The 12,994-nt window shown below is 69.1% G+C and carries 14 protein-coding genes; 8 read left to right on the plus strand and 6 right to left on the minus strand.

The genetic code is table 11. The features are described 5' to 3' along the window. Window positions 1–1,129 precede the first annotated feature (1,129 nt). The 4 genes from AB0J87_RS43660 to AB0J87_RS43675 all read right to left on the minus strand — a co-directional run bounded on the left by AB0J87_RS43660 (window position 1,130) and on the right by AB0J87_RS43675 (window position 4,166). Window positions 1,130–1,870, minus strand: coding sequence for a class I SAM-dependent methyltransferase (locus tag AB0J87_RS43660; protein ID WP_363976498.1), 741 nt, complete (start codon window positions 1,868–1,870; stop codon window positions 1,130–1,132). 207 nt (window positions 1,871–2,077) lie between these two features. Next, a complete protein-coding gene (locus AB0J87_RS43665) occupies window positions 2,078–2,488 on the minus strand; it encodes a DUF2000 domain-containing protein (protein WP_363976501.1) in 411 nt (136 codons plus the stop codon). Between the two features lie 56 nt (window positions 2,489–2,544). Continuing rightward, window positions 2,545–3,378: an SRPBCC domain-containing protein gene (locus AB0J87_RS43670; RefSeq protein WP_363976504.1), complete on the minus strand. Its 834-nt coding sequence runs from the start codon at window positions 3,376–3,378 to the stop codon at window positions 2,545–2,547. An 80-nt stretch (window positions 3,379–3,458) separates the two neighbouring features. Next, window positions 3,459–4,166, minus strand: a complete 708-nt coding sequence (locus AB0J87_RS43675; RefSeq protein ID WP_363976507.1) for a helix-turn-helix domain-containing protein — start codon at window positions 4,164–4,166, stop codon at window positions 3,459–3,461. A 61-nt stretch (window positions 4,167–4,227) separates the two neighbouring features. Here AB0J87_RS43675 and AB0J87_RS43680 point away from each other — a divergent pair, with 61 nt between their 5' ends. Next, window positions 4,228–5,061 carry an AraC family transcriptional regulator gene (locus tag AB0J87_RS43680; protein WP_363976510.1) on the plus strand — a complete coding sequence of 278 codons (834 nt, stop codon included), beginning with the start codon at window positions 4,228–4,230 and terminating at the stop codon, window positions 5,059–5,061. Window positions 5,062–5,064: 3 nt separating this feature from the next. Here AB0J87_RS43680 and AB0J87_RS43685 read toward each other — a convergent pair whose 3' ends face one another. After that, window positions 5,065–6,087 carry a GDP-mannose 4,6-dehydratase gene (locus AB0J87_RS43685; protein WP_363976513.1) on the minus strand — a complete coding sequence of 341 codons (1,023 nt, stop codon included), beginning with the start codon at window positions 6,085–6,087 and terminating at the stop codon, window positions 5,065–5,067. A 255-nt stretch (window positions 6,088–6,342) separates the two neighbouring features. On the opposite strand from AB0J87_RS43685, the gene AB0J87_RS43690 reads away from it, so the two are divergent. The 4 genes from AB0J87_RS43690 to AB0J87_RS43705 all read left to right on the plus strand — a co-directional run bounded on the left by AB0J87_RS43690 (window position 6,343) and on the right by AB0J87_RS43705 (window position 10,487). Then, window positions 6,343–7,602 (plus strand): glycosyltransferase family 4 protein, encoded by a 1,260-nt coding sequence (locus AB0J87_RS43690; RefSeq protein WP_350729375.1) that lies wholly within the window; start codon window positions 6,343–6,345, stop codon window positions 7,600–7,602. Between the two features lie 3 nt (window positions 7,603–7,605). Then, on the plus strand, window positions 7,606–8,316 hold the full coding sequence (locus AB0J87_RS43695) for a methyltransferase domain-containing protein (RefSeq protein ID WP_350729374.1): 711 nt from the start codon (window positions 7,606–7,608) through the stop codon (window positions 8,314–8,316). After that, window positions 8,313–9,368: a prenyltransferase gene (locus AB0J87_RS43700; RefSeq protein ID WP_363976517.1), complete on the plus strand. Its 1,056-nt coding sequence runs from the start codon at window positions 8,313–8,315 to the stop codon at window positions 9,366–9,368. Before AB0J87_RS43695 ends, AB0J87_RS43700 begins: the two co-directional genes overlap by 4 nt. A gap of 123 nt (window positions 9,369–9,491) precedes the next feature. Beyond that, window positions 9,492–10,487 (plus strand): DUF1702 family protein, encoded by a 996-nt coding sequence (locus tag AB0J87_RS43705; protein WP_350729370.1) that lies wholly within the window; start codon window positions 9,492–9,494, stop codon window positions 10,485–10,487. Here AB0J87_RS43705 and AB0J87_RS43710 read toward each other — a convergent pair whose 3' ends face one another. Further along, entirely contained in the window at window positions 10,488–11,117 is a 630-nt protein-coding gene (locus AB0J87_RS43710) for a class I SAM-dependent methyltransferase (protein WP_350729798.1), read from the minus strand. It abuts the gene before it with no gap. A gap of 85 nt (window positions 11,118–11,202) precedes the next feature. Here AB0J87_RS43710 and AB0J87_RS43715 point away from each other — a divergent pair, with 85 nt between their 5' ends. Genes AB0J87_RS43715 through AB0J87_RS43725 form a run of 3 tightly spaced genes read left to right on the plus strand, consistent with a single transcriptional unit; the run spans window position 11,203 to window position 12,964 of the window. Then, complete coding sequence (locus AB0J87_RS43715) at window positions 11,203–11,655, plus strand: pyridoxamine 5'-phosphate oxidase family protein (protein ID WP_363976520.1); 453 nt, start codon at window positions 11,203–11,205, stop codon at window positions 11,653–11,655. Continuing rightward, complete coding sequence (locus tag AB0J87_RS43720; protein ID WP_363976523.1) at window positions 11,652–11,843, plus strand: ferredoxin; 192 nt, start codon at window positions 11,652–11,654, stop codon at window positions 11,841–11,843. The genes AB0J87_RS43715 and AB0J87_RS43720 overlap by 4 nt, the downstream gene beginning before the upstream one ends. A 32-nt stretch (window positions 11,844–11,875) precedes the next feature. Further along, window positions 11,876–12,964, plus strand: a complete 1,089-nt coding sequence (locus tag AB0J87_RS43725) for a Zn-dependent alcohol dehydrogenase (RefSeq protein WP_363976526.1) — start codon at window positions 11,876–11,878, stop codon at window positions 12,962–12,964. Window positions 12,965–12,994: the final 30 nt, after the last annotated feature.

Here is a 12,994-nt window from a genome sequence, read left to right on the forward strand (position 1 = left end):
AAGGCGCCAGGAGTTGAGCGGGCGGTGCCACAGAGCTTCGAGATCGACGCCTCGGCGTGCGAAACTGGTCGAGGATCGCCACCGCCTCCATACGGGGCAACCAGCGGGCGCAGTCGAGGGCTGTGCGTTCCATGGTGGTGAGGCGGACGCCCTTGTGCATGGTGATGTCTTCCGGAGGAAGCGGTGCCGGGTAGGTGACGCAGCCTGGGAGAGCAAGGTGGCCGGGGGCGGTCAGCTCTATGGGCCAGTCGGCTTCTGGGGTATGCAGGGCGTTCAGACCCCAGATGTGGGCGGCTGTCTGGCGGCAGACAACGGCCTGCGGGATCGCTCGGGTGATTCGGGCGGTCCGCTCGGCGAGTGATGGCGGGGTGGGCGGGGTGAGTGGCAGCTCTGCCTTTGGAAGCCCGGGATCGGTCTTTCCCTGAACGGGAGGTGGCTCTTTCAGGGGTGCGGTGCTGGGTGTCGATGTCCCTCTTTCGGGGTCTACAGCTCCGAGGGGCGGTGCCGCATGGGGTGGAGGGCCGTGAGGCGTGGTTACGGCGCTGGGGTAAGCGGGGTCGGTGACGGTGCAATCGGTGACTCTGGGGCCTCTGAGGCTGGAGTCGGTGACGGTGAGGTGGGTGGGGTGGTGTGGGTGGTGCATGACGCACAGGGTGCTATGGCGGGGCTGGTGGCGAGCGGCCGAATGGAGTTCTGTGGAGGACGTTGAGTTTTCCACAGTTCAGGGAATTGACCTGCGGTTTTAGGACCTACGTTGCTCCGTGGTGGTACCCCAACCCCAGCACACAGAACCTGTGCCGGGAGTCGCACGCTCACGCGGGGCCGAAGATTGCACTCCGCGAGGGGCTGTCTAGAACCCCGCCACCGCACCAGGCAGGCGACCTCGGGCATCAGCCCGGGCCTACTCCAGGCAGAATCCCCCGGCTCCACCGCTCGCACGTCGATCAGCCGCATCAGCAGTTCCCGCGCCGGCAAGACCGACCGCACAATACGAGCCTTGCTCATCGCCGAGAAGACAGCGCCCTCCGAAGTAAGGCGCTCCGGTACCCGTCAGGTCATCACTGAGCAACTTCGCGGGGTCCTCACAGCAAGCTATCCGGCTTGCGAGAACTCGCCCGGCGCGCCGGCGTCACCCTCTGAAATCGGCGGCTTGCAGCTGGAATTGCAGGTCGGAGGCGCCTGGCGTCTCCAGGACCGACACCGCGATCAGGCCGGCGGCTGCGGCAAGGCTCTCGAATCCCGAGCGGGTATACCAGTGCAGCACCCAGGGGCGGTCCACGACGGTGCTCTCGCCGTCGCGGTACCGCTCGTAACGCAACACCGTCGTCTGCGTCCGCGCGGAATCGCTACGCTCCTCGGACACCACCGAGACACGCAACTCAGCACCGTCGTCCGCCGTAGCGGTGCGCACTCGGCCGATCCGTTCGGCAGGTGTGGGCGACGGGACGAACAGAGGCACCAGGGCGGTGCCGCCCACGGCGAGATGGTTGCGGATGCGGTGGAGGGCAGCCAGAGCGATGGAGTCGTCGGGGAGCAGGTTGAAAGTCGGCCCGGCAAGAAAGATCGCGCGGTAGCGGCGTGGCAGATCGAGCGCCTCCATGCGCTGGTGGTAGACGACGACATCGACGCCTTGCTGCCGCGCCCGGCGACGGCACCGCTGCAGCATGTCCGCCGAGGAGTCAACACCCTCGACGTCCAGGCCGCGCCGACGCAGGTCGAGCAATGGATCGCCGTCCCCACACCCCAGCTCCAGAGCCGGGGAACCAGCCTCTTGGACAAACGCCGCGTAGGGCTCTGGATCTTGGGCGACGGACTTCAGCGGCCCATATAACTCGGCGACGATGCCTGTGTAGAAATCAGCGGGATGCACGCCCGCACCTTACCTGCCGCGCTCACCGAGTGAACGACACCTTAACGAGCGCGCCGGCCATCCGCGCGCTTCACTGGCCTGACCGATCAAGCCCGGCCGGGGTCGAAGAGAGGGCAGGCGATGACACCGGGCCGTCGAACGAACCCGTCTGCCGGCTGCCGTCGGCTCCGCCGCCACCAACGCCAAACCCAAAAGCGCGGTGGAGGGTTAAGGGTGCAGGGGGAGGCCCTTCAGGACCTTGTCCACGCCGTTCTTCGGCCCATGGATCGCCACCCCCACCAGCGCCAGTTCATCGGCCTCCACCGCCCGCACGGCCGCTCGGTTGTCCGCGTCGTGTCCCGTCTTGAACATCTCCTCGATGTAGACGGCCACGTCCATCTCCCGGCCCACCGCCTTCTCCCGGACGCCCCGGAGGCCCTCCAAGTCGGCCGTGTAGACGAGCACGGGCTGGCGGAGCATCGGCAGGTACGAATTGCCGGACCCGTCCTCGTACGGCTCCCCCATGAGCCCCGGCACCCCGCCCGCCACCGCGCTGGACAGGAAGGCGGTGACGTTGAGCTTCTGCCATGCGGCCAGATCCGCGCGGACCACGATGCCGATCTTGGTGTCGAAACGCATGGTCACGAGTCTCCACGTCCCGCCCCCGCCGTGTCTTGAACGCTGGTGCGGAAGCGTCAGCTCACGATGACCGGCTTCCAGTCCGGCACCTCGTGGTAGCGCCGCAGCTCCGCGACGCCCGACAGGATCCCGCCCCACGCCGCGTACGGCGGGCGCTCCGTGTCGAACCCGCTCTGCACCAGCGTCAGGCGCGTCTGCCCGCCGGAGCCCTCCAGCTCCCACGTGGCGACTCCCGGGGCGCCCCAGTCCAGGGAGAACTTGCTGCCGGGCTCGAGCTCCAGCACCTTTGCGGGGCTGGGGTCGTTGGCCAGGCCGCCCATCGCGAAGCGGCCGCCCACGTACGGCTCGATCTCGATCGGGAACCCGAACCACCGCGTCACCGCCTCCGAGTCGATCAGCGACTCGAACACCTTCTCCGGCGAGGCGTCGATGGTGACCTGAGCGCGCAGGTCCGAGGAGGTGAAGTCGATCTTGGGTGTGAGCTCGCGCCCCTCAAGGTGCTCGGCCAGGTTGGCGACGGCCAGGCACCAGTACGTCTGGAGCACGCCCCGGATGCTCTTGCCCGTGATGACGTCCTGGAAGTCGAAGTGCGTCTGCGACAACGTCAGGATCGTCGCGTCCCCGTCCTCCTCCAGCTTCAACTCGGTGGTCGTCTCCTCGCCGTCCAGCACCCACGCGAAGCGCACCGTGCGCTCGTCCGCGTGCAGCAGCCGCTGGTGCGGCGCATCCCCCTCAGGCGTGGTACGCCCCCAGAACCCGAACCGGTCGGGCAGCTCCACCTCGGCGTGCTCGGCCAGCCAGATCCGCAGCGTGGCCGGGTCGGTGAGCGCGTGGCGCACATCCTTGACAGGCGCCTGGATGCGGGCACGAAGGGTCATGGGCTCGGTCATCGTCATCTTCTCCTTTGGAGAGGGCGAGTGTGAGTGTGAGTGGCCGATCCGCGTGGGCGGTCGCCGGTCGGGCGTCGGCTTCAGGCTGGTCGTGGTCGGTCGCCCCCGTCCGGCCGCCGATGCGGGCCGGTCTCGTCCGTGGGCGCCGGAGGGGCATCGAACGCGGGAGGAGCGGTGGGTGCCGGAGGGGCGGGGGCGGCCGGAGGGGTGCCGGGCTCGGGGATGTCTGCGGGAGGGTCGGCGGCGGCGTTCGGGTAGCAGGCGACGGCGAGCTTGAACGCGTCCCCCTCCGCCCCGCCGTACCGCGTGAACAGCTCCTGCAGCATCGTCTGCAGATCGTTCAGGAACTCCTGACGCTCTTCGGGACGCACGCGGATCTCCCCCGACAACCCGATCGACGGCAGCTCGGGCGCGCTCCTGTCGAGCGCCGCGATGTCCGACTGGACCTCCTCCATGAGATCCAGCAGGTAACCGAGGCTCAGCTCGTCACGCGCCTTGCGCAGCCCGATCCGGCCCACCAACCGGGGCGACAGCCAGTACGAGCGAGCACCGGCCTGATAGATGCCCTCGTGGATCCCGCGCACCTTGCGCTCGGACACGAGATCCACCAGGCCCGCCTCGACCAGCCGTTTGACGTGGTAGTAGACCCGCTGCGGCGTCTGGCCGAGCCGTTCGGCGACCTCCGAGCACGTACGCGGCTCGGCCAGCTGCCGCAGCACCTCCACGCGCTGCGGCTTGAGCAGTGCCTCGGCCTGCTCGATCTCTTCCAGGTACAGGACGTCTCTCATCGCAAAAACAATCCTTTACGTAAAAATTTGGTTTGTCAATGGCGATGAGGACAATGGATGGATGGCGCATGACTGGTCCCGATACTGGCGGTCACCCGACCGGCCGGTGGAGGCCATGCATGCCCACTTCGAGCGGCACGTGTACCACCGGCACAGCCACGAGACCTACTCGTTCGGGGTCACCGAGACCGGCGCGCAGTCGTTCACCTGCCGCGGCTCGGCCCACACGAGCTCGGCGGGCATGGTCATGGCGTTCAACCCGGAGGACCCCCACGACGGCCACGCCACGAACGCGTACGGGTTCACGTACCGGATCGTCCACATCGGTCCCGAGCTCGTGTCCAACGCCCTGACCGACGCGACGGGTCGCCACCTGGGCCTGCCCCTGTTCGCCGCGCCCGTGGTCGATGATCCCGTCCTGGCGGGGGCGCTGCGCTCCCTGCACGCGGAGCTCCTCGGCTCCGACGCGACGGCTCTGCGGCGCGACGAGCTGCTCACGGCCACGGTCGCGGCGATCGTACGGCGGGCCGCCACGACCCCGATCCACCCGGACGGCAGGCCAGGAAGGTCGGCGAGGGTCGCGCGGCAGGCCAGGCAGCTCCTCCATGACCGCCTCAAGGACGATCTCACGAGCGACGACCTGGCGCGGGCCACTGGCGCCAGCCGCTACGCGGTCTACCGGGCCTTCCACGCGGAGTACGGGCTGTCCCCCAGCGACTACCAGCGGCAGCTACGGCTCAGAGCGGCACGTACGCTGATCGCCGGCGGCACGGCCATCAGCGAGGCGGCCACCGCGACGGGCTTCGCCGACCAGAGCCACCTGACCCGCTGGTTCACCCGCTACTTCGGCCTGACCCCGGGCACCTATCGACAGGCCGTCACAGGTGAACGATGACCGTCACGGCCAGGAGCTGTCCTGGTCGGGATCGCCTCCGTCGGAGAGCAACCGCAGATCCGACTCGACCATCATCGCCACCAGCTCGTCGAACGACACGCTCGGCTCCCACCCCAGCTGCGCCCGCGCCTTCTTCGGGTCCGCGCACAGCAGGTCCACCTCGGCGGGCCGGTGCAGCGTCTGGTCGGTCACCACGTACCGCTCCCAGTCCAGCCCCGCGGCCGTGAACGCCGCCTCCACCAGCTCCCTGACCGACTTCATCCGCCCCGTCCCGATCACGTAGTCCTCGGGATTGGCGGCCTGCAGCATCAGGTGCATCGCCTTCACGTAGTCGCCGGCGAACCCCCAGTCCCGCCGCGCCTCCAGGTTCCCCAGTCGCAGCTCGGTGGCCAGCCCCAGCTTGATCCGGGCCACCCCCAGGGACACCTTCCTGGTGACGAACTCGGCCCCCCGGCGCGGCGACTCGTGGTTGAACAGGATCCCGGACACGGCGAACATCCCGTACGACTCGCGGTAGTTCTGCGTGAGGAAGTGCCCGTAGGCCTTGGCCACCCCGTACGGCGAGCGCGGGTGGAAGGCGGTCCGCTCGTTCTGCGGCGTCTCGCTGACCTGCCCGAACATCTCAGAGGATGAAGCCTGATAAAAGCGGATCTGTCGGGAGGCGCCCGAGCCCCGCGACGCCCCCGAGCACACCCGGATCGCCTCCAGCATGCGCAGCACGCCCATCCCGGTCACCTCGGCCGTGAGCTCCGCCTGCTCCCACGACATCGGCACGAACGAGATCGCCCCGAGGTTGTAGACCTCGTCAGGCTGAACGCGTTCCACCGCCGAGATCAGGGATCCCTGGTCCAGCAGATCCCCCCGCACCACCCGCACGTCGGAGAGCAGCTTGCGCATCCTGGACACGCGCGGGTTCGCCTGCCCCCGGGCCAGGCCCCACACCTCGTACCCCTGCTCGAGCAGGTGCTCCGCCAAGTAAGAACCGTCCTGGCCGGTGATGCCGGTGATCAGAGCTCGCCTGGCCAAGGGTCCTCCTGCTATCGCGTATAGCAATCTGTCTGGGACGGAATGTACAGCTAAGCGCCCAGATAGGGCACCAGCCCACCTAGAACCCGTTCCACCGAACCACGCTCGGTTACGGCAACGTCGCAGTTCGCACGACGTTTAACCGTAATTGTGAACAATTCCACCCGACCTACCGAATGGTAGCCTTCTCGGACTAAGGTCATCTTCACGGTACACGCCCATCTCAAGGGCCCTACCGGCGGAGAAAGGGGTGTCGTGGAAGAGCCAGCCCGGCGGGATCGAACGCTGCGAGTCGCGTTGTTGTCCTACCGCAGCAAGCCCACCTGTGGTGGCCAAGGCGTCTATCTTCGCCACCTCAGCCGCGAGCTGGTCGCCTTAGGGCACCACGTCGAGGTGTTCTCCGGGCAGCCCTATCCCGAGCTGGACGAGGGCGTCATCCTGCGCGAGGTGCCCAGCCTCGACCTCTACCGCGACGAGGACCCGTTCAGAACGCCCAAGCTGCACGAATACCGCGACTGGATCGACTGGCTCGAGGTCGGGACGATGTGGACGGCGGGGTTCCCCGAGCCGCTGACGTTCACGCTGCGGGCCTACCGCGAGCTGAAGAAGCGCATCGGCGACTTCGACGTCGTGCAGGACAACCAGACCCTCGGATACGGCCTGCTGGGCATCCAGCGGATGTTCCCCGTGGTCGGCACCATCCATCACCCGATCAGCGTCGACCGCCGCATCGAGCTCGAGGCCGCCACCGGCGGGAAGAAGCTGAGCCTGCGCCGCTGGTACGGGTTCGTGAAGATGCAGTCGCGTGTCGCGCCCCGGCTGAGCCCGATCCTGACCGTCAGCGAGTCGTCGCTGGCCGACATCCACCGCGACTTCAACGTCCCCCAGGCGAACATGCGCCTGATCCCCCTCGGCGTCGACACCCGCTACTTCCACCCGCGCCCGGACAAGCCCCGGCGCAAGGGCTCGATCGTGGCCGTGGCCAGCGCGGACTCGCCCATGAAGGGCGTCGCGACGCTGCTGCGGGCGGTCGCGAAGCTGGCCACCGAGCGCGACGTGCACCTCACCGTCGTCAGCCGACCCACCCCCGGCGGCCCGACCGAGCAGCTCGTCCAGGAGCTGTCGCTGCAGGACCGGGTGCGTTTCGTCCACGGCATCTCCGACGACGAGCTGGGCGAGCTGATCGCCACCTCGGAGATCTCGGTCGTCCCCTCCCTCTATGAGGGCTTCTCGCTGCCCGCCGTCGAGCACATGGCCTGCGGCACGCCCCTGGTGGCCAGCCGTACGGGAGCGCTGCCCGAGGTCGTGGGCGACGCCGCCATCCAGGTGGCCCCGGGCGACCCCGAGGAGCTGGCCGCGGTGCTGCGCCGCCTGCACGACTCCCCCGAGGAGCGCGAACGCGTGGGCAAGGCCGGATACGACCGCGTCATGGAGCGATACACCTGGCACGTCGTGGCCAAGAAGACCGTCGAGGCGTACCTCGAGGCCATGGAGAACCACAAGAGGAGAGGCTGACCAGTGCTGACCGTCGACTTCGCCCGGCTTCCTGTCGGCCCCGGCGTGCGCCTGCTCGACCTGGGCTGCGGCGGCGGCAGGCACGCCTTCGAGGCACTGCGCCGGGGAGCGGACGTGATCGCGTTCGACATGGACCAGGCGGAGCTGGACGGCGTGGCGGCCATGTTCGCGGCGATGGACAAGGCGGGCGAGGTGCCGCCGGGGGCGAGCGGGCAGATCGTCCAGGGTACGGCGCTGGACATGCCGTTCGAGGACGGCAGCTTCGACCGGGTCATCGCGGCCGAGGTGCTGGAGCACATCCCGGACGACATGGCGGCCATGCGCGAGCTCTTCCGCGTGCTCAAGCCGGGCGGTACGGCGGCCGTCACCGTGCCGAGCTTCCTGCCCGAACGGATCTGCTGGGCGCTGGACGAGGCCTACCACACGGCCCCCGGGGGACATGTCCGGATTTATACGTTGGCTGAGCTGTCAGCCAAGCTGAAGTCCATCGGGTTCGAGATCGGCCCCCACCACCACGCCCATGGCCTGCACGCGCCGTACTGGTGGATCAAGTGCGCCGTCGGCGTCGGCAACGACGACCACCCGCTCGCCAAGGCGTACCACGAGCTGCTGGTCTGGGACATCATGAAGCGCCCGGCCGCCACCAGGATCGCCGAAGCCGTGCTCAACCCGATCATCGGCAAGAGCGTGGTCCTCTACGTCAGGAAGCCATGATCTCCCACGCGGAGGTCGTGCGGACGGGCGAGAGCATCGCGGCGATCCAGCAGGACGACGGCGGCGTGCCGTGGCCGGAAGGCCACGTGGACGCCTGGAACCACGTCGAGTGCCTGATGGCCATGTCCGTCGCGGGACTCGGCGAGCCGGTACGGCGCGGCTACGCGTGGCTGGCCCGCCACCAGCGCCCCGACGGCTCCTGGCCGATGAAGCTGGCCGACGGCGTCCCCACGGAGCAGGGCGGCGAGAGCAACCACGCCGCCTACGTCGCCGCCGGGCTCTGGCACCACCACCTCGTGACCGGCGACCAGGCGTTCACCGAGGAACACTGGCCCATGGTCAAGGCCGCGCTCGACTACGTGGCGGGACTGCAGACCGAGCGGGGCGAGATCGTCTGGGAGCGCGACGCGCACGGCGTCGCCTCGACGCTCGCGCTGCTCACCGGGTGCTCCTCCATCCACCAGGGGCTGCGCTGCGGCGTGCTGCTCGCGGACCACCTGGGCGACCCCCAGCCGCACTGGGAGCTGGCCGCCGACCGGCTGGCGCACGTGCTGGCGGCGCATCCCGAGGCGTTCGCGGACAAGAGCCGCTTCTCCATGGACTGGTACTACCCGGTGCTCGGCGGCGCGGTGCGCGGGCAGCAGGCGTTCGGGCTGCTGGAGCGCGAGTGGGCCACGTTCGTGGTGCCCGGGCTCGGGATCAGGTGCGTGTCCGACCAGCCGTGGGTGACGGGGGCGGAGACGTGCGAGCTGGTGCTGGCGCTCGACGCGCTGGGAGACCGGGGGCGGGCGGTCACGCTGTTCACGGACGTGCAGCATCTGCGGCACGAGGACGGCTCGTACTGGACGGGCTGGCAGTTCGCGAACCTCAAGCACTTCCCCCACGAACGATCCGGGTACACGGCCGCCGCCGTCGTGCTCGCCGCCGACGCGCTGCTGGCGCTGACGCCGGGATCCGGCCTGTTCAGGGACATCGTGGGGACGTCGGTGTCCGACCCGGAGACCTGCGGCTGCGCCGCCGGCACGGGCCTGGTACGCCGCGACGACCTCTGACCCCACCCCCGCACAAGCGCTTTTGCGGGTTCTTTGCCGCCGAAATCCGGTGCGCCGCCGATGATCGACGCAATGGGCTTACTAGCTTCTGAGTGACTCGTACGAGGCGTCTTCGGGGGAAGCGTGGGCGACACGGGCACAACTTCGTTCTTGGATCAGGTCAGGACCGAGCCGACACTGTCCCGGGCGAGGGGGCTGCGGAGGTTCCTGGTCAAGGATCCTCTGGAGTCCGATCTGGGCCGGCGACGATTCCGGCTCAGAGGAGGAGCTTCCCGAGCGGTCTTCACCGATGCCGAAAGTGCATACGTTTTCGGCTTCAACGCGGTGATGTCCCGGGAGATTGAGAAGGTCGAGGAAATATCGGCTGAGCAGCGGCCCTTCGGCTACGAAGGGGCGGCCGCCGCCTGCACCGTGCTCGACCTGCTCACGCTGACGCGGGGCCGGCGCCTTCACGAGCTACTCACCGGCCCCGCCCAGCATCATCGCCACGCCGCCTACGTCGGCGCCGGTCGCGGCTACGCCCTGCTGCGGCTGCGGCCCCTGTGGGGGGCGCGGCGCGCGCATCCGCTGCTGCGCTGGCTGGCCGTGGACGGGTTCGGGTTCCAGTGGAGCCTGGCCAGGGCCGACCGCATGGTGGGCGAGCGCACGATGCCCGACCTGCTGACCCGGGCGCACTGTGCGGTGTTCGATCAGGGGCTGGGGCGGCTGCTCTGGTACCACGACAGCGCCTCGCCCGACGACATCGCCGCCAGGATCGGTGGATATCCGGCGGGACGTCGGGGCGACCTGTGGAGCGGGATCGGGTTCGCGGCGACGTACACGGGCGGGGCCGACTCCGACGAGCTGTGGTGGCTGACCGAGCACGCCGGGGCCGACGGGTTCCGCGCCCAGCTGGCCCAGGGGTGCGCGTTCGCCGTCGCCGCCCGGCTGCGGTCGGGGACGCTGCCGGACCACACGGCGCAGGCCGTGCCGATCCTGGCCGGGGCCGAACCCGAGGCGGCGGCCTCGTGGACGGACCAGGCGCTCCTCGCGCTCGGGCACGAGGCGCACACGCACGAGGACTTCCGGCGCTGGCAGTCCCAGACCCGCCGGTCCTGGAGCCAGCGCCACCGCTGCTGACTAGATTCCGGGGCCGACGCGCTCCAGCACGCGGAGCGAGCCCTCCACCGACACCTCGCTGAAGGCGCCGGACCGCACCGCCCGCTGGTAGACCCGGTACGGCGCCTGCCCGCCATCGGCGGGATCGGGGTAGATGTCGTGGAAGACCAGCGCCCCGCCCTCCATGACGTGCGGCGCCCAGCCCTCGTAGTCGCGGGTCACCGGCTCCTCGGAGTGCCCGCCGTCGATGAACAGCATCCCCAGAGGCGTCCTCCAGAGAGCGGCGACCTGCTCCGACCGGCCGACGATCGCGATCACCTCGTCCTCGAGCCCCGCGGCCGCGATCGTGGCCCTGAACGTCGGCAGCGAGTCCATCTTGCCGAACCGGGGGTCCACCAGCGTCGGGTCGTGGTGGGCCCACCCTGGCTGGATCTCCTCGGAGCCCCGGTGGTGGTCGACGGTGACGACCACCGACCCGGCCTGCCTGGCCGCCGCGCCGAGATAGACGGCCGACTTCCCGCAGTATGTGCCGATCTCGCAGACGGGGCCCAGCTTCCCGTACTGGCAGGCGGCCTCGTACAGGGCCAGCCCCTCGTTGTGCGGCATGAATCCCTTGGCGTGCTTCGCTGCGTAGAGCAGCTCTGACGGCATCGTCATGGGGATGCAGCCTAGCCGAACCGAATAACATTCCAGGGGACCCTTGCAGCGCCGTTCTGAAACCTGTTCTACTTACAACGTGAATCAGCGCGCTCGCATCGCCATGTCGGACGACGACGTCACCGCCTTCCTGGAGAGCTCGCGCAAGCTGCAGCTGGCCACCATCAACGCGGACGGCACACCCCATTTGGTGACGATGTTCTATGGGCTCGACAAGGGACGCATCACCTTCTGGACCTACGCGAAAGCCCAGAAAGCCCGCAATCTTGCCCGCGACTCCCGGGTGAGCTGCCTGATCGAGACGGGCGACGACTACGCCGAGCTCCAAGGCGTCCTGGTGTACGGGAACGCGGAGCGGGTGGACGACCGCGACCGCGTCATGGACATCGGGATGACGGTCACCCGCCGGATGACTCCGGGCGTACCGGACGAACTGCTGCGCCCGTATGTGGAGCAGACCGGGCAGAAGCGAGTTGCGTACATCGTGGAGTACACCAAAGTGGTCTCATGGGATCACAGGAGGCTCGCATGAGAGTCAAGGTGGACGAGCTGGTCTGCGAGGCCAACGCCGTGTGCATGGGGCTCGCGCCGGAGGTGTTCGAGTTGGACGACGACGACCAGCTCCACGTCCTGCTGCCAGAACCGCCCCCCGAGATGCAGGACCGCGTCCGCCACGCCGTCCGGTCCTGCCCCAAAGCCGCCCTTTCCCTAGAGGAATAGCCCCGCTAGGCACCAGCCGGAGGAGGAACCCCATGCGCGCCGCGATCCTGCACGCCGTAGGCAACGACAAGCTGGACATCCGCGACGACGTCACCCTGGCCCCCGTCGGGCCGGCGGACGTACGCGTACGGATCAAGGCGACGGGCGTCTGCCACTCGGACCTGTCGGCCATGACCGGCGTACTGCCGCAGCCCGTGCCGCTGGTGCTCGGGCACGAGGGCGCGGGCGAGGTGGTCGAGGTGGGCGAGCACGTCACCTCGCTCAAGCCGGGCGACCACGTGGTCATCAACTGGCGGCCCGGCTGCCAGGAGTGCGACCTGTGCCTGGGCGGCCAGCCGTACCTGTGCATCAAGTACGTGGTCGAGGCGTTCAGCAAGGGCAACTTCCGGTTCGGCGGCGACGGGGCGACGGCGTACGGGATGGCCGGGTGCGGCACCTGGGCCGAGGAGATCGTCGTGCCGTGGCAGGGCGCGATCAAGATCGACGAGGACGTGTCGTGGGAGGCGGCGGCCCTGATCGGCTGCGGCATCACGACCGGCGTGGGCGCCGCGATCAACACCGCGAAGGTCCGCCCCGGCTCCACGGTCGCGGTGATCGGCTGCGGCGGCGTCGGCCTGTCGGTCATCCAGGGCGCCCGCCTCTCCGGCGCCCGCATGATCCTCGCGATCGACCCGCTGGAGTCCAAGCACGAGCTGGCCAGGAAGGTCGGCGCCACCCACGCCGTCACCCCCGAGCAGGTCCCCGACACCCTGAACGAGCTCACCGCCGGCGCCGGCTTCGACTACGGCTTCGAGGTGGTCGGCAAGGCGGCCACCATCCAGAGCGCCTGGCAGATCACCCGGCAGGGCGGCGACGTCATCGTGGTCGGGGCGGGCGCGGTGGACGACATGGTGTCGATCTCGGCGTTCAGCCTGCTGTTCGAGGGCAAGAACCTGCTCTCCAGCCTGTACGGCGAGGCGGACGTGCGCCACGCCTTCCCCTACTTCGCCAAGCTCCACAAGGCCGGCAAGCTGGACCTGGAGTCGATGATCAGCGCCCGCATCCGCCTGTCGGACCTGAACGACGCGGTGGCGGCGCTGCGGGGCGGCGAGGTCCTCCGCCAGATCGTCGTCATGGACTGACTCTGTTCCGAGTAGAAGGGGCCGCCGCGG

It is taken from the genome of Nonomuraea sp. NPDC049625 (assembly GCF_040675285.1).
GTDB classification, from domain to species: Bacteria; Actinomycetota; Actinomycetes; order Streptosporangiales; family Streptosporangiaceae; genus Nonomuraea; species Nonomuraea angiospora_A.